14 protein-coding genes and 1 tRNA gene are annotated in these 19740 nt (G+C 64.2%); 12 read left to right on the top strand and 3 right to left on the bottom strand.

Features of this window, described 5'->3' with window-relative positions; all coding sequences use genetic code 11:
• Positions 1–4: 4 nt before the first annotated feature.
• The 6 genes from AC5RV1_RS18925 to AC5RV1_RS18950 all read left to right on the top strand — a co-directional run bounded on the left by AC5RV1_RS18925 (position 5) and on the right by AC5RV1_RS18950 (position 5271).
• Positions 5–79 (top strand) — tRNA-Pro (locus AC5RV1_RS18925).
• Positions 80–160: 81 nt separating this feature from the next.
• Positions 161–1549 carry a trigger factor gene (gene tig / locus AC5RV1_RS18930; protein WP_493948931.1) on the top strand — a complete coding sequence of 463 codons (1389 nt, stop codon included), beginning with the start codon at positions 161–163 and terminating at the stop codon, positions 1547–1549.
• A gap of 257 nt (positions 1550–1806) precedes the next feature.
• Positions 1807–2433: an ATP-dependent Clp protease proteolytic subunit gene (locus AC5RV1_RS18935; protein ID WP_163164168.1), complete on the top strand. Its 627-nt coding sequence runs from the start codon at positions 1807–1809 to the stop codon at positions 2431–2433.
• Positions 2434–2468: 35 nt separating this feature from the next.
• Complete coding sequence (locus tag AC5RV1_RS18940; RefSeq protein ID WP_013601337.1) at positions 2469–3128, top strand: ATP-dependent Clp protease proteolytic subunit; 660 nt, start codon at positions 2469–2471, stop codon at positions 3126–3128.
• 175 nt (positions 3129–3303) lie between these two features.
• Positions 3304–4584: an ATP-dependent Clp protease ATP-binding subunit ClpX gene (gene clpX, locus AC5RV1_RS18945; RefSeq protein WP_461171615.1), complete on the top strand. Its 1281-nt coding sequence runs from the start codon at positions 3304–3306 to the stop codon at positions 4582–4584.
• 72 nt (positions 4585–4656) lie between these two features.
• Positions 4657–5271, top strand: a complete 615-nt coding sequence (locus AC5RV1_RS18950) for a mycothiol-dependent nitroreductase Rv2466c family protein (RefSeq protein ID WP_493948930.1) — start codon at positions 4657–4659, stop codon at positions 5269–5271.
• Between the two features lie 343 nt (positions 5272–5614).
• Here the strand turns inward: AC5RV1_RS18950 and valS are convergent, their stop codons facing one another.
• Positions 5615–8236, bottom strand: coding sequence for a valine--tRNA ligase (valS, locus tag AC5RV1_RS18955; RefSeq protein WP_493995616.1), 2622 nt, complete (start codon positions 8234–8236; stop codon positions 5615–5617).
• A 116-nt stretch (positions 8237–8352) separates the two neighbouring features.
• Here valS and AC5RV1_RS18960 point away from each other — a divergent pair, with 116 nt between their 5' ends.
• The gene (locus AC5RV1_RS18960) at positions 8353–9111 is read left to right on the top strand and encodes an SDR family oxidoreductase (protein WP_493995617.1); all 759 of its coding nucleotides are present in this window, start codon (positions 8353–8355) and stop codon (positions 9109–9111) included.
• Here the strand turns inward: AC5RV1_RS18960 and AC5RV1_RS18965 are convergent.
• Positions 9108–10118 carry an endonuclease/exonuclease/phosphatase family protein gene (locus AC5RV1_RS18965; protein ID WP_493995618.1) on the bottom strand — a complete coding sequence of 337 codons (1011 nt, stop codon included), beginning with the start codon at positions 10116–10118 and terminating at the stop codon, positions 9108–9110. The genes AC5RV1_RS18960 and AC5RV1_RS18965 overlap by 4 nt on opposite strands.
• A 462-nt stretch (positions 10119–10580) precedes the next feature.
• On the opposite strand from AC5RV1_RS18965, the gene ileS reads away from it, so the two are divergent.
• The 4 genes from ileS to ndk are packed head-to-tail and all read left to right on the top strand — an operon-like array spanning position 10581 to position 16211.
• Entirely contained in the window at positions 10581–13919 is a 3339-nt protein-coding gene (gene ileS, locus AC5RV1_RS18970) for an isoleucine--tRNA ligase (RefSeq protein WP_493995619.1), read from the top strand.
• Positions 13920–13922: 3 nt separating this feature from the next.
• On the top strand, positions 13923–15281 hold the full coding sequence (locus AC5RV1_RS18975; protein WP_493995620.1) for a bifunctional folylpolyglutamate synthase/dihydrofolate synthase: 1359 nt from the start codon (positions 13923–13925) through the stop codon (positions 15279–15281).
• A 3-nt stretch (positions 15282–15284) separates the two neighbouring features.
• Positions 15285–15752 carry a DUF4233 domain-containing protein gene (locus AC5RV1_RS18980; protein WP_493995621.1) on the top strand — a complete coding sequence of 156 codons (468 nt, stop codon included), beginning with the start codon at positions 15285–15287 and terminating at the stop codon, positions 15750–15752.
• A 39-nt stretch (positions 15753–15791) separates the two neighbouring features.
• Positions 15792–16211, top strand: coding sequence for a nucleoside-diphosphate kinase (gene ndk / locus AC5RV1_RS18985; RefSeq protein ID WP_493948924.1), 420 nt, complete (start codon positions 15792–15794; stop codon positions 16209–16211).
• Between the two features lie 75 nt (positions 16212–16286).
• Here the strand turns inward: ndk and AC5RV1_RS18990 are convergent, their stop codons facing one another.
• A complete protein-coding gene (locus AC5RV1_RS18990) occupies positions 16287–16970 on the bottom strand; it encodes a vitamin K epoxide reductase family protein (RefSeq protein ID WP_493995622.1) in 684 nt (227 codons plus the stop codon).
• Between the two features lie 451 nt (positions 16971–17421).
• Between AC5RV1_RS18990 and AC5RV1_RS18995 the strand changes: the two genes are divergently transcribed.
• A partial coding sequence (locus AC5RV1_RS18995) for an Rne/Rng family ribonuclease (protein ID WP_493995623.1) occupies positions 17422–19740 on the top strand: 2319 nt, incomplete at its 3' end.

A 19740-nucleotide genomic window follows, 5' to 3' on the forward strand; every position in this document is an offset into this window, starting at 1 on the left:
CTTACGGGGTGTAGCTCAGCTTGGCTAGAGCGCCTGCTTTGGGAGCAGGAAGTCGCAGGTTCAAATCCTGTCACCCCGACTCTGCGGCCCGGACCTGTCGGCCTGGACAAAACATTGCGTTTGCAGAAACCCATCCCACAAACCCAGGAGTACTTAGACCGTGAAGAGCGCTGTCGAGAACCTCACCCCCACGCGGGTCAAGCTCAATGTTGAGGTCCCCTTTGAGGAATTGAAGCCCAGCATCGACTCGGCCTACAAGACCGTTGCTTCGCAGATCCAGGTCCCTGGCTTCCGTAAGGGCAAGGTCCCCGCAAAGCTGATCGACCAGCGCGTCGGCCGCGGCTACGTCCTGGAGACGGCCATCAACGAAGGCCTCAACGGCTGGTACCAGGCTGCTGTGCAGGAATCCGGCATCCGTCCCCTGAGCCGTCCCGAGGTGGAGATCACAGAGGTTCCGGATCCCTCCGCCACGGATGGCGGCCTGAAGTTCGCCGCCGAGGTGGACGTCCGCCCCGAAATCGAGCTGCCTGACTACGCCGGCATCCAGGTTGAGGTTGCTGCAGCGCAGTCCTCGGACGAAGACGTTGACAAAGCCCTGGATGAACTGCGCGGCCGCTTTGGCACGCTGAAGTCCGTGGAGCGTCCGGCTGCCGACGGCGACTTCCTCACCATCGACATCACCGCCACCATTGAGGGCGAAGAGGTGGACTCCGCTGCCGGCCTGTCCTACCAGGTTGGCTCGGGCACCATGCTCGAAGGCCTCGATGAAGCCGTGACCGGCCTCAGCATCGACGAGGACGCCATCTTCAACACCACCCTGGTGGGCGGCGACCACGCCGGCGAAGAAGCGCAGGTCAAGGTGGTTGTGAAGGCCGTCAAGGAACGCGAGCTTCCTGAAGCGAACGACGACTTCGCCCAGCTGGCTTCCGAATTCGACACCCTTGCCGAGCTCCGCGAAGACCTGGCTAAGCAGGCGGCAGACTCCAAGGTCGTAGAGCAGGGCGTCGAAGCCCGCGACAAGGTCCTGGACAAGCTCGTTGAGCTGGTAGAGGTTCCCGTTCCGGATTCAGTGGTGGAAGAGCAGCTCGAAGCCCACTTCAAGGAGGGCAACGGCCACGGTGAAGGCGAGCACGACACCGAGGAGCACCGTGAAGAGGTCCGGGCCAACACCGCCCGCGCTTTCCAGAACGAGATCATCCTGGACGCCATCGCGGAAAAGGAAGAAGTCAACGTCAGCCAGAACGAGCTGATCGACTACATCGTCACTACCGCGAGCCAGTACGGCATGGACCCCAACCAGTTCGCCCAGATCATTGATCAGAGCGGCCAGGTCCCCATGATGGTTTCCGAGGTCCGCCGCCGCAAGGCACTGGCAGTTGTCCTCGGCCAGGCCACGGTGACGGACACCGAGGGCAACGCCGTTGACCTCAGCGACTTCGTCCGTCCCGGCGGCGAAGAGGAAGCTCCCGCCGTGGAGACCGAAGAAGATGCAGTAACCGAAGCACCTGAGGCTGCTGCTGAGGAAGACAAGGCAGAGGCCAAGGCCTAGGACCTCGCTGTAAGCGCAGTACTTAGCTGTAAAGCACTGTGAACGGCCCCCGGATCAGGCGATCCGGGGGCCTTTTGCATTGGTTCAGGCCATGTCCCCGCAAGGGGCCCGCCGATCGTGCGCCGTCAGCGAACAGCCCATGGTGCGCGAACAAAACGTCGGTGAAACCGGTTAGTGTCCAAGTAGTGATTTTCAGTGATGTCACCGTCACCAGCGAGAGGTAAGTACACATGTCACAGCACGCAGAGGCCCCCCGGATGGCTACTGTCGATCCTGCAGCCCAGGACAACTACATCTACAACCGCCTCCTGAAGGAACGGATCATCTGGCTGGGCTCAGAGGTGCGTGACGAGAACGCCAACGCCATCTGCTCGCAGTTGCTCCTCCTGTCCGCGGAGAACCCGGACAAGGACATCTACCTTTACATCAACTCCCCGGGCGGATCCGTCACGGCAGGCATGGCCATCTACGACACCATGCAGTTCATCCCGAACGACGTCGTCACCGTCGCCACCGGCCTTGCCGCTTCCATGGGGCAGTTCCTGCTTTCCTCCGGCACGAAGGGTAAGCGGTACGCGACGCCGAACGCACGCGTGCTGATGCACCAGCCCTCCGGCGGCATCGGCGGCACGGCCTCGGACATCAAGATCCAGGCCGAACTCATCCTTCACATGAAGAAGGTCATGGCAGAACTGACGGCAGAGCAGACCGGCCAGACCGTCGACACCATCCTCAAGGACAACGACCGCGACAAGTGGTTCACCGCTACGGAAGCGCTCGAATACGGTTTCTTCGACAAAATCGCCGCCCACGCAGGCTCTGTTGCCGGCGGTGGAGGCACGTCGTCGAACGGTACCTCAGGCGAATCAGCCTCCGAGAAGTAAACCGGCACAAGAACACTCAGATCAGGAGCAAAGAAATGAACTACAACTTCGGGTGGTCCGCCGGTAATCTTCCGTCCAGCCGCTACGTCCTGCCCCAGTTCGAGGAGCGCACGCCTTACGGCTTCAAGCGCCAGGACCCGTACACCAAGCTCTTCGAGGACCGCATCATCTTCCTCGGCGTACAGGTGGACGACGCCTCCGCAGACGACATCATGGCGCAGCTGCTGGTCCTGGAATCCACGGACCCGGACCGCGACATCACGCTCTACATCAATTCGCCGGGCGGATCCTTCACCGCCATGACGGCCATTTACGACACCATGCAGTACATCCGCCCTGAGATCCAGACCGTGTGCCTGGGCCAGGCGGCCAGTGCCGCTGCTGTCCTGCTGGCGGCCGGCACGCCGGGCAAGCGCCTGGCACTGCCGAACGCGCGCGTCCTGATCCACCAGCCGGCACTGTCCGGCGGCCAGGGCGGCCAGGCCTCCGACCTTGAGATCCAGGCCGCCGAGGTCATGCGCATGCGTTCCTGGCTTGAGGACACGCTGGCGCACCATTCGGGCCGGACGTCGGAGCAGGTCAACAACGATATTGAGCGCGACAAGATCCTGACCGCGGAAGAAGCGCAGGTCTATGGCCTGATCGACCAGGTCCTGGATTCGCGCAAGATCAAACCGCAGGCCATCACCAGGTAACGGTAAAGTAAAGCGCCGGTGGCGCCAATCATTTGGCTCCACCGGCCTTTTCCTTCCACCCTCGGGAGAGAATGTGACCTAGAGTGGATGTTGTCACAACCGGTCCACGCAGGCTGGTGGAGATTCCAGCAACGGTGCAAGGCTGCCTGGCAGCAAGATACTAAGGGGTTCACATATGGCTCGGATTGGCGAGAGCACGGATCTGCTGAAGTGCTCTTTCTGTGGAAAGAGCCAGAAGCAGGTGCGCAAGCTCATTGCCGGGCCCGGTGTCTACATCTGTGATGAATGCATTGAGCTTTGCAACGAAATCATCGAAGAGGAACTGGCGGAGGTTGCCGACCTTGGCAGCTTCGAGCTTCCCAAGCCGCGCGAAATCTTCGACTTCCTGCAGGAATACGTCATCGGCCAGGAGCCTGCGAAACGCTCGCTCGCTGTCGCCGTCTACAACCACTACAAGCGGATCCAGGCCGGCCACGCGCCGAAGTCGGGAAGCCTGGCCGAAGGCGGCCACCACGACGACGTCGAGATCGCCAAGTCCAATATCCTCCTGATCGGCCCCACCGGCTGCGGCAAGACCTACCTGGCTCAGACCCTGGCCCGCCGCCTGAACGTGCCTTTCGCCGTAGCTGATGCCACGGCCCTGACCGAAGCCGGTTACGTGGGCGAGGACGTGGAGAACATCCTCCTCAAGCTCATCCAGGCCGCGGACTACGACGTCAAAAAGGCCGAACAGGGCATCATCTACATCGATGAGATCGACAAGATTTCCCGCAAGAGCGAGAACCCCTCCATCACCCGCGATGTTTCAGGTGAAGGCGTCCAGCAAGCGCTGCTGAAGATCCTGGAAGGCACCGTTGCATCGGTGCCTCCGCAGGGCGGACGGAAACACCCGCACCAGGAATTCATCCAGATCGACACCACAAACGTCCTGTTCATCGTTGCCGGTGCCTTTGCCGGCCTCGAGGAGATCATCGGCTCCAGGTCCGGACGCAAGGGGATCGGCTTCGGCGCACCGCTCAATGACGCCAGCAAGAAGATCGACTCCTATGGTGAAGTGATGCCGGAGGACCTGCTGAAGTTCGGCCTCATTCCCGAATTCATCGGCCGGCTCCCCGTGATCACTACCGTGTCCAACCTGGACCGTGACGCCTTGATCCAGATCCTCTCCACGCCCAAGAACGCCCTGGTGAAGCAGTACCAGAAGATGTTCCAGATCGACGGCGTGGAACTGGTGTTTGATGACACTGCCTTGGATGCCATCGCGGAGCAGGCGCTGGAGCGCGGTACCGGTGCCCGCGGCCTGCGGGCCATCATGGAGGAAGTGCTGCTTCCCGTGATGTTCGACCTGCCCAGCCGGGAGGACGTAGCCAGCGTGGTCATCACGGAGGACGTCGTCCTGAAGGGCGCGGAGCCAACCATGATCCCGCACGTCACCAAGCGCCGGAAGTCTGCCTGATTAACTTGCGCAGCACACCGTCAGATGCGGCTGCCCCCTGCGCGGCCGCCTGCCCCTGAAGGAGTAACCCCTATGACTGAAACTGCACGGAACAAGGCCGATTTCTGGTTCGACCCGCTGTGTCCCTTCGCCTGGATCACCTCGCGCTGGATCGGCGAAGTGGAGGGCGTCCGCGATATCGAAACCGTCTGGCATGTCATGAGCCTCGCCGTCCTGAACGAGGGCCGCGACCTGGAACCCGCGTACCGCGAATCCATGGACAACGCCTGGGGCCCGGTGCGCGTCATCATCGCCGCGCAGCAGGAGCACGGCCAGGAAGCGGTCAAGGCGTTGTATGACGCCATGGGTTCGCTGATCCACGAGCGCGGCGAGAAGGACCGCTTCGTTGTCATCACCAAGGCGCTGGCCGAATGCGGTCTTCCCGCCGAACTGGCATCCGCCGCCACCACTGACGCCTTCGATGGCCAGTTGCGCGCCAGCCACGAGGAAGGCATCTCGCTGGTAGGCCAGGACGTCGGAACGCCTGTGGTGGCCTTCAACGGAACCGCGTTCTTCGGACCGGTCCTCACCCGCATCCCCCGCGGCGAAGAGGCCGGCAAGCTGTGGGACGCCACCACCGCCCTCGCCTCGTACCCGCACTTCTTCGAACTGAAGCGCAGCCGCACCGAGCGGCCCGAATTCAGCTAGGACTGCTCCACGCGCCTCCGGCAGCACAGAGAGAGCCCCGGTAGAACTACTCGTTTGTAGTTCTACCGGGGCTCTTGCGCTTGCAGATGGGCAGGACAAGAATGGTCTTTACCCACTTCGAAAGAAGTGGGACGCAGAAACCAAAGATTCAGTGATATGTCTTCGACGCAGCCATCGGCAAAGTCAGAAGCAAGCTACCAGTGACGAGGTAGGAAGACCTGAAGATCCGAGGATTCTGCCAGACCATCAAAGACGTCACCGGGATGGCCGAAAAGTCGAAGCCCCACCAACGGCAAAACGCTGATGGGGCTTCCCCTTTGCCCTAAAATGGGCGGCAATACAGTCAGGCCTGGGCGGGCTCCTCCGTGGTGGCCAGGGCGACGTCGCTGACAGCCAGGTCCCCGTCTCCGACCAGCAGCGTGATCTCCCGGGCATTCGATGCGGCCTTGAGGTCGGCGAGCCCCGCCTTCAGCTGCGTGGTGAGCGCCTCGGACGCCGTGATGGTCGCCGAGAGGACCTCGGTCCGCTGCTTGACCTTCGCTTCGGACTTCGCCTTGCGGACGCCGCTGAGGGCAACACCAACGGTGGCAAGCATCGTGGTGTCACCGCCCGGAACGTCCAGTTGTGCGGGCCACTGGGCGCGATGGACAGAACCGGTGCGCCACCAGCCCCAGACCTCTTCGGTGGCAAAGGGCAGGAACGGCGCGAACAGGCGCAGCAGGGTATCCAGGGTGGTGGCCAGTGCTGCGAGGACGGAAGCCTGTTCGGCGTCGCCCGCGGCGCCGTAGGCCCGGTCCTTGATGAGCTCGACGTAGTCGTCCGTGAACTGCCAGAAGAAGCTTTCGGTGATCTGCAGTGCGCGCGCATAATCGTAGTTCTCGAACGCCTTGGTGGACTGGGCCACGACCTCCGCGAGCTGGGCAAGGACGGCCCGGTCCAGCTGGTTGGTCAGGACCGACAGGTCACCGGACAGCACCGACGCCTCCGTGGCGCCGAGGTTCAGCACAAACTTCGAAGCGTTCAACAGTTTGATCGCTAGACGGCGGCCGATCTTCATCTGCGCAATCTCGTAGGCGGTGTCTGCCCCGAGTTTGGCTGAGGCCGCCCAGTAGCGGACGGCGTCGGAGCCGAATTCCTCCAGCACGTCGGTAGGTACAACCACGTTGCCCTTGGACTTGGACATCTTTTTGCGGTCGGGGTCCAGGATCCAGCCGGAGATGGCAGCGTGCTTCCACGGCGCACTGTTCTCCAGGGCGTCGGCACGCACCACGGAGGAGAAGAGCCAGGTCCGGATGATGTCGTGGCCCTGGGGCCGGACGTCAAAGGGGAACACTTTGGCAAACAGGTCCTCGTCGCGCTTCCAGCCGCCCACGATCTTGGGCGTCAGCGAGGACGTGGCCCAGGTGTCCAGGATGTCGGCGTCGCCGGTAAAGCCGCCGGGAACATCGCGCTGCGCTTCGTCGAACCCGGGCGCGGCGTCGGCGGCGGGGTCTACGGGCAGCTGCTCATCGGACGGAACGATGGGGGAGTCGTAGTCCGGGTTACCGTCGGAATCCAGGGGGTACCAGACGGGGATGGGCACGCCGAAGAAGCGCTGGCGGGACACCAGCCAGTCACCGTTCAGCCCGGAAATCCAGTTCTCGTACCGGGAACGCATGAAGGCGGGGTGGAAGTCGATTTCCTGCCCGCGGGCGATAAGCCGCTCCCGCCGGTCCTCGTCGCGGCCGCCGTTCCGGATGTACCACTGGCGGGACGTGACAACTTCAAGGGGCTTGTCGCCCTTTTCGTAGAAGTTCACGGGGTGCATGATCTTCTTCGGCTCGCCCTCCAGCAGGTCGGCGGCGGTGAGGAGTTTCACCACCTCTTCCTTCGCGCTGAAGACAGTCTTGCCCGCAATCGCGGCGAAGGCTTCACGGCCAATGTCCGTGGTGATCCACTCGGGAGCCTCGCTGACGATCCGGCCGTCCCGGCCCACGATGGCGCGGGTTGGAAGCTGCAGTTCGCGCCACCAGGTGACATCGGTCAGGTCACCGAAGGTACACACCATCGCGATACCCGAGCCCTTGTCCGCTTTGGCCAGCGGGTGCGCCTTGACCTCAACCTCAACGCTGAACACGGGGGACGTGACCTTCTTGCCGAACAGCGGCTGGTACCGTTCGTCGTCGGGATTGGCCACCAGCGCGGCACAGGCGGCGAGCAGTTCGGGACGGGTGGTTTCGATGTAGATCCTCTCCCCGTCTTCGGTGAAGAACGGGTAGCGGTAGTACGCCCCGGGCACCTCGCGGTCCTCCAGTTCGGCCTGCGCCACTGCCGTACGGAACGTCACGTCCCACAGCGTCGGCGCTTCGGCCATGTAGGCGTCGCCGGCGGCGAGGTTGGCCAGGAAGGCGCGCTGCGATACGGCCCGCGAGTTGTCGTCGATGGTGCGGTATGTGAGTTCCCAGTCCACGGACAGGCCAAGCGTCTGGAACAGGTTTTCGAAGACCTTCTCGTCCTCGACGGCAAGCTCTTCACACAGCTCGATGAAGTTGCGGCGGGAGACGACATCGAAGTCCCGCTGGTTCTTCGCAGGCTGCGCCGGCGGCTGGTAGCCGGGGTTGTACGGGATGGAGGGATCGCAGCGGACGCCGTAGTAGTTCTGTACGCGGCGTTCGGTGGGCAGGCCGTTGTCGTCCCAGCCCATCGGATAAAAGACGTTCTTGCCGGTCATGCGCTGGTAGCGCGCCAGTACGTCGGTCTGCGTGTAGGAGAACATGTGCCCCACGTGCAGCGATCCGGACGCGGTGGGAGGGGGAGTGTCGATCGAGTAGACCTGTTCCCGGGTGGTCTCCCGATCGAACTTGTAGGTCCCATCGGCCAGCCAGCGCTGCGTAAGGGCAGCTTCGAGGCCCTCGAGGGCGGGTTTGTCCGGAACGTTGATGGGGGCGGTGGTGGGCGTGTCTGTACCCTGCGTGTGTTCAGCCATCCGACAATTGTTTCATGGACGGGCCCTTCCGCCGGTCGGCTGCCGCTCCCGTGCAGCCAGGGTCCCCGTGCGTCATGGGGCGGCGTGCTGCGGGTGCCTGCCGCTAGTGTGGTGCCATGACTCGGGACTTGCAGAAAAAGGCAGCTTTGGTAACCGGCGCGAGCAGCGGAATCGGGGAGGCAACAGTCCGCGCCCTGGCAGCGCAGGGGTGGACGGTGTTTGCCGTGGCCCGCCGCGCAGAACGTCTCGCCGCCCTCGAAGCCCAGACGGGCGCCGTCGGAATTCCTGCCGACATATCCGAGGACGACGACGTGTCCCGGCTGCTTGCCCGAGTGACTGAAGCCGGGGGAATAGACACCCTGATCAACGTCGCCGGCGGCGCGCGGGGAGCGGACGCCATTGGCGCCGCAAGCACTGAGGACTGGGAGTGGATGTACCGGGTCAACGTGCTGGGCACCATGAAGCTCACCCGGGCATTTCTGCCGATGCTGCGCGCCAACGGCGAAGGCACGGTCCTGAACCTGACGTCCACGGCCGGCCTGGCAGCATACGAGGGTGGAGGCGGCTACAACGCGGCGAAGTTCGCCCAGCATGCCATGACCGGAGCGCTGCGGCTCGAGGAGGCGGAAAACAACCTGCGGGTCATCGAAGTAGCGCCCGGGTTGGTGTACACCGAGGAGTTCGCCTTGAACCGGCTCGGAGACCGGCAGGCAGCCGAGAAGGTTTACCAGGGCGTGGAGAAGCCGCTCACGGCAGAAGATGTGGCGGAAGTGGTCCGGTACGCCGTCACTGCCCCGCACCACGTCAACCTGGACCAGATCGTGATCCGCCCAGTGGCGCAGGCCGCAAACCACAAACTGATCCGAAAGGGCTAGGAAACCCTGAGATCAAGGGTTGCCACCACTGCCGCATGGTCGGTCCCACGGATCTGATGGACCGAGTAGTCCCGCCCCGCAAGATCCGGGCTGGTGACCAGGTGGTCCAGCGTGACGCCGGGAAGCAGATACCCCCGCGTTGGCCACGTGGGGACCAAGCGGCTTCCCAGCGCTGACGCCACATCCACCAGCTTGCGCCGGCCGGTGGTGCCGTCCAGCAGGCTGCGGAACTCCCAGTGGTCATAGGTCGCATTGAAATCGCCGGCCAGCAGCAGGGGTCCGGAACCGGTATTGATCCCGGCAAGTTCCCGGAGGTCACTGCGCCACTTCTCCACTCCTTCGCCCACCGGTGCTACAGCGTGTACGGCCACCACCCGCAGGGCTGCACCATCCCGGCCGTCGCCGAGGTCAAGGCTGGCAACCGGCATGGTGAACTGGGTATCCGGCAGCGCGCCGGTCTCCGTCAATCCGAAGGAGGAATAGATAGCGCTCCCGCCGGCACCGTCTTTGGGATGGGAAACCCGGTGCGGAAGCAGTCCGTCCAGCCCTGCGGCGGACAGCCTGGTTGCCAGTTCCGGGGTGTACTCCTCCACCACCAGCAGATCCACGTGCCGGTCGCGGACCAGGGCAACGATGTCGTTTGCGTGGGCACCACCCACCTCCGCATTGATGGTCATGGCAACGAGCGTAGTCGTGGTTCCAGCAGCTTCGGCGGCAGGTTGCCGGATGTCCAGCGGGAAGAGCCAGAACGACTGGCATCCGATCAGGACCAGTACCAGCACACCCTGCCAGCGGCTCCGTCCCAGGAAAGCCAGGACCAGTGCTGCTGTTGCCGGCACCGCAAGCCACGGCGTAAAGGCCAGCAGCTGCACCACGAGGACAGGCCACTCCGCCGGCACAGCACGGAAGACCGACATCACCGCCACCGGCAGGGCGGCGGGAAGGAACAGCCACCTGGACACAGCGGCTGTGCGCGTCCCCCGGGCGGGGCGGGCGGAAGCTGTCATGAGGTGAGTCTAGGCAACGGCCTTCCCTGCGTCAGCCCCGCCGCCGAGAACTGCAGGAACTGGTCAGAACATGGTCAATAACCCAAGCGGCGGCACCGGGAGGTTTCCGGGCGGGGGAGCGCGCCACAGGCATGTTCCCCTGCCGGGAATGGCAATGGGCGCCGCGGAAATAGTAGACTCGAAAGTGGCTATGACCCGGCTATCACCGGTGAGCTTCCGGAAGAACGCGCGAAACCGCCTCCCAGGCGGCGAGCGTCAGTAGAACCGGACGGGTAAGCCCGTCACAGCAGTAATGAGAGGCCGGAGCAGTCACGTTCCCAAGGAACTGGCAGCGCCGGTAAGTGAGGTGGTACCGCGGTGAGCGTGGAGTCCTGAGGACATCACGGCAGCCGTCCTCGCATCCTGAACGGAACTGTCAGGCGCAAGCCGGCAGTTCGCCAAGCTCAACCCAGGATGTCGAGAATGACGTATTACCCCAAGGCCTCAGCCTCCACCAGTGGCACCTCTTCCAGCCGCAACGCGGGTGTGTCCGCCTCCGTGAAGTTCCCGGAAGTCGAAGAGCGCATCCTCAAATACTGGGACCAGGACGGCACTTTCCAGGCCAGCATCGACCAGCGCAGCGCGGACGCCCCCGGCGGTGAACCCGGCAGCAACGAATTCGTGTTTTACGACGGCCCGCCGTTCGCCAACGGCCTGCCGCACTACGGCCACCTGCTGACCGGTTACGCCAAGGACCTCGTGGGCCGCTACCAGACCCAGCGCGGCAAGCGCGTGGAGCGGCGCTTCGGCTGGGACACCCATGGGCTGCCGGCAGAGCTGGAAGCCATGAAGCAGCTGGGCATGACGGACAAAACCCAGATCGAAGCCATGGGCATCGACAAGTTCAATGACGCCTGCCGCGCCTCCGTGATGAAGTACGCGGACGAATGGCGCAGCTACGTCACCCGGCAGGCACGCTGGGTGGACTTTGACAACGACTACAAGACCCTCAATGTCGAGTACATGGAGTCGGTCCTCTGGGCGTTCAAGCAGCTCCATGAAAAGGGCCTGACCTATAACGGCTACCGTGTACTGCCGTACTGCTGGAAAGACGAAACCCCCCTTTCCAACCATGAACTGCGCATGGATGACGACGTCTACAAGAACCGCCAGGACCAGACCGTCACCGTGACCTTCCCCATCACCGCAGGGGAGTCCGAACTGTCCCGGCAGCTCGACGGCGTCCAGGCGCTCGCCTGGACCACCACGCCCTGGACCCTTCCCACCAACGCCGCGCTCGCCGTCGGCCCTTCCATCACCTACGCCGTACTGCCCGCGGGCCCGAACGGCATCAAGGCCGCCTCCGCCGACGCACCCGTCACCGGCAGCTTCCTGCTGGCTGCGGACCTGCTGGCCAGCTACGCCAAGGATCTGGGCTACGACGATTTCGAGGCAGCACAGGCCGCCGTCGTGTCCACCCACACGGGTGCGGAGCTGGAAGGCCTGGCATACCGGCCGCTGTGGCAGGACTTCGCCGACAACGAAAAATACGGCATGGAGAACGCCTGGCGGATCCTGGTGGCCGATTACGTGACCACCACGGACGGCACGGGCATCGTCCACCAGGCACCCGCCTACGGCGAGGATGACCAAAAGGTCTGCGAAGAGGCCGGCATCCCGGTGATCCTTTCGGTCGACGAGGGCGCCAAATTCCTCCCGCTCTTCAAGCACGGCGACCTGCACGACATCGTGGGACTGCAGGTCTTTGAAGCCAACAAGCCGATCACCCAGGTGCTGCGCGCCCAGGGCCGCCTGGTCCGCCAGGCCAGCTACGAGCACAGCTACCCGCACTGCTGGCGGTGCCGCAACCCGCTGATCTACCGGGCCGTGTCCTCCTGGTACGTGGAGGTCACCAAGTTCAAGGACCGGATGTCCGAGCTGAACCAGGAGATCAACTGGATCCCCGGCAACGTCAAGGACGGCCAGTTCGGCAAGTGGCTGGAGAACGCCCGCGACTGGTCCATCAGCCGCAACCGCTACTGGGGCAGCCCCATCCCTGTGTGGCAGTCCAGCGACCCCGAATACCCCCGCACGGACGTGTACGGTTCAATCGCCGAGATCGAGGCGGACTTTGGCCGGCTCCCGCTGAACAAGGACGGCCAGGTTGACCTGCACCGGCCGTTCATCGACGAACTGACCCGGCCAAACCCGGACGATCCCCGCACGCCCGAAGAGGGCCAGTCGGTGATGCGCCGCGTGGAGGACGTGCTGGACGTCTGGTTCGACTCCGGCTCCATGCCGTACGGCCAAGTGCACTACCCGTTCCAGAACGAAGCCTGGTTTGATACCCACAACCCTGCCGACTTCATCGTGGAGTACATCGGCCAGACCCGCGGCTGGTTCTACATGCTGCACATCCTTTCCACGGCCCTGTTCGACCGGCCGGCCTTCCGCAACGTCATCAGCCACGGCATCGTGCTGGGCTCGGACGGGCAGAAGATGTCCAAGAGCCTGCGCAACTACCCGGACGTTTCCGAGGTGCTGGACCGCGACGGCTCGGACGCCATGCGGTGGTTCCTGATGTCCAGCCCCATCCTCCGGGGCGGCAACCTGGTGGTCACCGAGCAGGGAATCCGCGACGGCGTCCGGCAGGTCATCCTGCCGCTGTGGAACGTGTACAGCTTCTTCGCGCTCTACACCAACGCTGCGAATGGCGGCGAAGGCTATGAAGCGAAGCTGCGCTACGACGGCTATGCCGACACGCTGGACCAGTACCTGCTGGCCAACACCGGTGACCTGGTGCAGAACATGACCGCCCAGCTGGACACCTACGACATCTCCGGGGCCTGCGATGAACTGCGCACCTACCTGGACATGCTCACCAACTGGTACGTCCGCCGCAGCCGCCAGCGGTTCTTCGACGAAGACCAGGACGCCTTCGACGCCCTGTTCACCGCACTGGAAACTGTTACCCGCGTAGCGGCGTCCCTCCTGCCGCTGGTCTCCGAGGAAATCTGGCGTGGGCTCACGGGCGGCCGCTCTGTGCACCTGGCCGACTGGCCGGATGCGGACCTGTTCCAGGCCAACCCGGACTTGGTGCAGGCCATGGACAAGGTCCAGCAGATTTGCTCCACCGGTTCCTCGCTCCGCAAGGCAGCGAACCTCCGCGTCCGCCTGCCGCTGCAGGAACTCACGGTAGTGGCACCCGGTGCTGACGCGCTGGGCGGTTTCGCCGCCGTCGTGGCCGATGAGCTGAACCTCCGCTCGGTCCGCCTGCTGGACGCAGCCACGGCCTCCCCGGAGGAGTTCGGGATCCAGCAGAAGCTGGTGGTCAATGCCCGCGCTGCCGGTCCGCGCTTGGGCAAAAACGTCCAGGCAGCCATCAAGGGCGCCAAGTCAGGTGACTGGTCAGTGGATGATGACGGCGTGGTCACCGCAGGCGGGCTCCAGCTGGAACCGCAGGAGTACACGCTGGAGACAGTAGTGGCAGAGTCTGAGGGCGGCAGCGCCACTGCATCGTCTGCTGTCGCAGTATTGCCCGGCGGCGGGTTCGTGGTCCTCAACACCGAGGTCACCCCGGAGCTGGAGGCCGAAGGCCTGGCCCGTGACATGGTCCGCTCCATCCAGCAGGCCCGCAAGGATGCCGGACTGAATGTGAGCGACCGGATCCGGACCAGCATCACGGCTGCGCAGGATGTTGTGGACGCCTTGAAAGCCCATGAAAGCCTCATTGTCAGCGAAACCCTCACCGTGGAGCTCGGTTTGCATTCCAGCGGCGATGGCACGGAGCTGCAGATCGCCGTCGAAAAAGTAGAGGCATAATCCATGACTGACGAATTTTCCGTAGAGAGCGTCTACGCCGAACTGCTGGGACGGGCGCCGGAAAACAAGATGGAACCGCGGCTTGCCCCGCTGTTCCGGGCGATGGACGTGCTGGGGGAGCCGAACAAGGCCTTCCCGATCATCCACGTCACCGGAACCAACGGCAAGACGTCCACCGCCCGCATGATCGAATCGGTCCTGCGGGCCCACGGCCTGAGCACCGGGCGGTACACCAGCCCGCACCTGTCCAAGGTCACCGAACGGATCAGCATCGACGGGCGCCCGGTATCGGATGAGACGTTCGTCCGGATCTGGGACGAAATCCGCCCGTACCTGCAGATTGTGGACTCCGAGCTGGAGGCCGACGGGCAGCCACGCCTGACGTACTTCGAATGCCTCACCATCCTGGGCTTTGCCATCTTCGCCGACCAGCCCGTCAACGTGGCAGTCATTGAAGTGGGCCTGGGCGGCATCACGGATGCCACGAACGTGGGGGACGGGCAGGTCTCGGTGGTCACCCCCATCTCCCTGGACCACACTGACCTCCTCGGTGACACCACCGAGGACATCGCCTACGAAAAAGCCGGCATCATCAAGCCCGGCGGCTACCTCATCAGTGCCGCCCAGCCGCTTGACGCGGCCCAGGTCCTGCTGGAGAAGGCTAAGGACGTCGGCGTGCCCTTCAAGTTCGAGGGAGTTGAGTTCGGCGTCGAATCGCGGACCGTGGCGGTTGGCGGCCAGATGGTCACCATCCAGGGCATTGCGGGACGTTACCCGGATCTGCTCGTGCCGCTTCACGGCGCCCACCAGGCGCAGAATGCGGCAGTGGCAGTGGCTGCGCTCGAAGCGTTCTTCGGCGGTGAAAAGGAACTCGGATTCGACGTGCTGCAGGAAGGCTTCGCCGAGGTCACCTCCCCGGGACGGCTTGAGGTGGTGCGCACCGCACCCACCATTGTGGTTGACGCTGCACACAACCCCGACGGCGTCAAAGTGTCCGCGGCTGCCCTCCAGGAGGCCTTCACCTTCACCAGGCTGGTCCCGGTGGTGGGAATCCTGAAGGAGAAGGACGCCGAGGAGATCCTCCGCCAGCTCAAGGAATCCTTGGGCGGCATGGCTGAGGAGTACTGCTTCACCCAGTCGAACTCCCCGCGCGCCGTCCCGGCAGCCGAACTCGCCGAACTTGCCATCGACCTCGGTTTCGGCGAGGACAACGTGCACGTCGCGGAGAAACTCGACGACGCCCTCGAATGGGCAGTTGAACGCGCCGAAGCAAACGATGACCTTTCCGGCGGCGTGCTTGTAACCGGCTCCATCACCCTGGTGGCCGAGGCACGCATCCTGCTGGGCAAGACGGAGGCCTAGGCGATGGCCAAACTGACCAAAGCCCAGCGCGAATGGCGGCCGGGCATGCCCAAGAAGCGGCGTTCCACCAAGGTGATGTTCGCTTCCACGGTGCTGCTCCTGGAAGCCTTCGTGATGTTTTTCGCCACCCTTGCGGTGTTCGGCCTGCGCCGCGGAGAGTTCCCGCCGGCGTTGATCCTCGGCGTGGGCATCGCCCTGAGCGTCGTGATGATCGTGGCCTGCGCCTTCCTCACCAAGCCCTGGGGCATCGGGCTCGGGTGGATCCTGCAGCTCGTCCTGATCCTCACCGGCATTTTCGAGCCCGCCATGTTCCTGGTGGGCGGCCTGTTCGCACTGGCCTGGTGGTACGGAATCCGCACCGGAATCCGGTTGGACCGGGAAGCCGGCGAGCGGGCCCGCGAGCAGGTCAAGTGGGAAGCAGCCCATCCGGACCAGGCTGCCGGGCCGGGCCAGCAGCCGCAGTCCCCGTAGACTTGATCCGAAATCCGTTACCAACGCATTGGAGCAGTTGTGACTACTGAGCGCACACTCGTCCTGATCAAGCCCGACGGCGTCGCCCGCAACCTTACCGGGGCAATCCTGGCCCGTATCGAAGCCAAGGGCTACACCCTGGCCGAGCTGAAGAAGGTCGACGCGTCCCGTGAGCTGCTGGAGCAGCACTACGAGGAGCACGTCGGCAAGCCCTTCTACGAGCCCCTGGTGGAATTTATGCTCTCCGGGCCGGTAGTGGCAGCCATTTTCGAAGGCCACCGCGTCATTGAAGGCTTCCGTTCCCTGGCAGGAACCACCGACCCCACCACGGCAGCCCCAGGCACCATCCGCGGCGACTTTGGCCGCGACTGGGGCGTGAAGGTCCAGCAGAACCTGGTCCACGGCTCCGACTCCACCGATTCCGCCGACCGCGAGATCAAAATCTGGTTCCAGGCGTAGCTTCACCTGCACGACAGATAAGGCCGATGTTCTTCACGAACATCGGCCTTATCTGTCACTTCACGGGAGGCGGCTTTAGAAGCCCGAGGTTCCGGCGAAAACCTGGATGAAGGCGAAGAAGATGGTGGCGATGACGGCCACGTAAAGCAACGCGGTGATGATCCAGCCCGAGTCGCCCAGCATGCGGGCGGTGTTTTCCGGCATGGGGATCACCCCTGCCGTGACGTTCCGGATGGTCACCCAGACGAACAGGGGAATCATGGCCGCCCAGACAATCATGCAGAACGGGCAGAGGATGCGGATGTCGTAGAGGGCCTGCGACCACAGCCACACCACGAAGGTGAAACCAAGGGTGACCCCCGCCTGCAGGCCCAGCCAGTACCAGCGGGCAAAGGTTGCTCCGGCGAGTAGTGCCATACCAACGGTGATGACGACGGCAAAGGCCACGATGCCGATAAACATGTTCGGGAAGCCGAACAGCGAGCTCTGCCACGTTTTCATCACGTCACCACAGGAAATCCAAGGGTTCACGTCGCACACCGTGGTGTGGTTGGGATCCTGGAGCACCGCGAGCTTTTCCAGCACCAGGGTTCCGGAGGCGAGCCAGCCGATGGCGCCCGTGATCACCAGCAGCCAGCCGAAGGGCCGGTTACGGGTCATCGCCGGGACGGTTCCTGCTATCCTGCCGGCGGGGTCGCGGTCCTGGTTCAGGCTCCGTTCCTGGGCAGGGGTGCCGCTGAGGGGGGAGATGCTGGGCATTGGTGTGGCGTCCTTTTCATCCGGTGCTCCTTGCCTGATTGTAACGCCGGAGGCTGAAAGGACCGTCCAGACGAGGGGAAGGGGCCAGCGCGTTTGGTGCTGCCTCCGCCGTGATTTAGTCCGGGTATGAGAGAATGAACGTGGCTGGAAGACGATCCACATTCGGACTCCGGTCCGGTGGCTTGTTCCCAAGACCGCCAATGACGAGCAGGGCAGGCATCGGTCTCACCGACGCAGTCTCCCGCGACTCCATTGAGCGGCACCTGGTTGTGGCACGTAGAACAACGGGTTTCAGAACATCCCGCCGGCCCCCACGGGCTGCCGCACCCCACTGCCGGTGCGAACCTGGGGGTATCCACTTGACTTCTGTCAACGCCTGCGGGTTTTGACAATATGTGCCCCAATGGGTGCCGGATGTGGCGGTACGTCAGGGGCAGGAGTGTTGCCACATATGGATAATGAACAAGTTTCAGCCGTTAACAACGAAGCAGCGGCCGCAGAGGCAGACGCTGCACCCAAAAAGGCCACGAGGACGCGCCGGAAGGCTGTGCCCAAGGCCGACGCCCTGATCCCGGAGGCAGACGTCACCGGCGCCGGCACTTCGGAAGGCGCCCCGGCCAGCGTCGATGCTTCGGAAGCCACCGCTGCCGCTGCTGCCGATCCCGGCGTCCCCGAGGCCAAAGCCCCCGTCCGGCGCACCCGTGCCCGGAAGAAGGCTGACACCGCCGAACCGCTCCCGGCTTTCGCCCCAGAGCTAGGATCCCCAGAGGCAGAATCCGCAGTGGCAGAACCGGAAGCAGAATCCGGCGTCGAGGCCACTGCCGGTGCAGGCGCAGACACTCCTGAGGTACCGGCCGTGGAGCCCGCCGTCGGGGCCGCCGAAACGAAGCCCGTCCGCCGCCGTCGGGTCGCCACCCGGAAGACCTCCGCACCTGCCGCCGAAGCGGAACCGGCGGATCAAGCAGCCGAAATCCCGCCTGCCGAAGAGGCCAGCGTCCTTCCGGCCGGGATGCCCGAAGCGGTTGCCGCTGCTGCCGTCCCGGCAGCAGCAGGTACTGCTGAGGTACCAGCAGCCGATGCGGCTTCACCGGTGGAAACCACCGAAGAAGAGGCCACCGAAGAAGAGGCTTCCGAAGAACCAGCGTCGGCCGGGCAGGCGCAAGCGGCTCCTTCCAGCCCCTTCGGCACCCTGTTCATGGAACCGGCGTCTCCCACCTCCGTGCTGTTCCAGGCACCGGACCTGAGCACCGTGGTGCGTCCGGTTCCCGCCGCTGTTGAAGAAGCAGGCGAGGACGACGCCGATGAGATCGATTCGGAGGACGCGGGCCGCCGCAGGCGCCGGGGCCGCGGACGCCGCGGACGCAGCCGCGCCGGTGAGCGTGAAGCTGACGCCGAGCTTGAAGGCGGCGAAAGTGCCGACGTTGATGCCTCCGACGACGCCGACGAGGAGTCTGCGGGGCAGGTGGAAGAAGGCGTGACGTCCCGTCGCCGCCGTCGCCGCCGCCGCGGGGACCAGGACCTTGAGCTGACCGGCGGCGGGGATGACGATCCGCCCAACACCGTCACCCGCGTCCGCGCTCCGAGGCCGGTCACCGAACCCGCCGTCAACAACCGCGTGACCAGCGTGAAGGGCTCCACCCGCCTGGAGGCGAAGAAGCAGCGCCGGCGCGAGTCCCGCGACACCGGCCGCCGCCGCACCGTCATCACCGAAGCCGAGTTCCTGGCACGCCGTGAGTCCGTTGACCGGCAGATGATCGTGCGCCAGCGCGACGACAGAATCCAGATCGCCGTCCTCGAAGACGGTGTCCTGGCCGAGCACTTCGTATCAAAGACCCAGCAGGATTCCCTGATCGGCAACGTGTACCTGGGCAAGGTCCAGAACGTGCTGCCCTCCATGGAAGCCGCCTTCGTGGACATCGGACGCGGCCGCAACGCCGTCCTGTACGCCGGCGAGGTGAACTGGGAAGCGGTGAACCTCGAGGGCAAGCAGCGGCGCATCGAAAACGCCCTCAAGTCCGGCGACACCGTCCTGGTCCAGGTGACCAAGGACCCCGTGGGACACAAGGGCGCACGCCTGACCAGCCAGATCTCGCTGCCTGGCCGCTACCTGGTGTACGTGCCCGGCGGTTCCATGACCGGCATTTCGCGCAAGCTGCCCGACGTCGAACGCAACCGCCTCAAGCGCATCCTCAAGGACCGCCTCCCGGAGCAAGCCGGCGTCATCGTCCGCACCGCAGCCGAAGGCGCTTCCGAGGAAGAGCTGACGCACGATATCAACCGGCTGCGCGCGCAGTGGGAGGGCATCGAGAGCCAGTCGAAGTCCACGAAGATCCTTGCCCCTGAATTGCTCTACGGCGAACCGGACCTCACCATCAAGGTGGTCCGCGACGTCTTCAACGAGGACTTCTCCAAGCTGATCGTCTCGGGCGAGGAAGCGTGGGACACCATCGAGGCCTACGTTACGTACGTAGCGCCGGACCTGGTGGGCCGCCTTGAGAAGTGGACCAAGGACCAGGACATCTTCGCTGCCTGGCGCATCGACGAGCAGATTCACAAGGCGCTCGAACGCAAGGTCTTCCTGCCCTCCGGCGGTTCGCTGGTGATTGACCGCACCGAGGCGATGACCGTAGTGGACGTCAACACCGGCAAGTTCACGGGCAGCGGCGGCAACCTCGAAGAGACGGTGACCAAAAACAACCTTGAGGCTGCGGAAGAAGTTGTCCGCCAGCTCCGCCTCCGCGATATCGGCGGCATTATCGTCATCGACTTC

It is taken from the genome of Arthrobacter sp. Hb9-2 (assembly GCF_059091165.1).

What these genes read in the sequence shown, in the direction of transcription:
- AC5RV1_RS18935 (WP_163164168.1), top strand. Translation starts at nt 1,807, where the DNA reads ATGGCTACTGTCGATCCTGCAGCCCAGGACAACTACATCTACAACCGC.
- AC5RV1_RS18940 (WP_013601337.1), top strand. Translation starts at nt 2,469, where the DNA reads ATGAACTACAACTTCGGGTGGTCCGCCGGTAATCTTCCGTCCAGCCGC.
- clpX (WP_461171615.1), top strand. Translation starts at nt 3,304, where the DNA reads ATGGCTCGGATTGGCGAGAGCACGGATCTGCTGAAGTGCTCTTTCTGT.
- AC5RV1_RS18950 (WP_493948930.1), top strand. Translation starts at nt 4,657, where the DNA reads ATGACTGAAACTGCACGGAACAAGGCCGATTTCTGGTTCGACCCGCTG.
- valS (WP_493995616.1), bottom strand. Translation starts at nt 8,236, where the DNA reads ATGGCTGAACACACGCAGGGTACAGACACGCCCACCACCGCCCCCATC.
- AC5RV1_RS18960 (WP_493995617.1), top strand. Translation starts at nt 8,353, where the DNA reads ATGACTCGGGACTTGCAGAAAAAGGCAGCTTTGGTAACCGGCGCGAGC.
- AC5RV1_RS18965 (WP_493995618.1), bottom strand. Translation starts at nt 10,118, where the DNA reads ATGACAGCTTCCGCCCGCCCCGCCCGGGGGACGCGCACAGCCGCTGTG.
- ileS (WP_493995619.1), top strand. Translation starts at nt 10,581, where the DNA reads ATGACGTATTACCCCAAGGCCTCAGCCTCCACCAGTGGCACCTCTTCC.
- AC5RV1_RS18975 (WP_493995620.1), top strand. Translation starts at nt 13,923, where the DNA reads ATGACTGACGAATTTTCCGTAGAGAGCGTCTACGCCGAACTGCTGGGA.
- AC5RV1_RS18980 (WP_493995621.1), top strand. Translation starts at nt 15,285, where the DNA reads ATGGCCAAACTGACCAAAGCCCAGCGCGAATGGCGGCCGGGCATGCCC.
- AC5RV1_RS18990 (WP_493995622.1), bottom strand. Translation starts at nt 16,970, where the DNA reads ATGCCCAGCATCTCCCCCCTCAGCGGCACCCCTGCCCAGGAACGGAGC.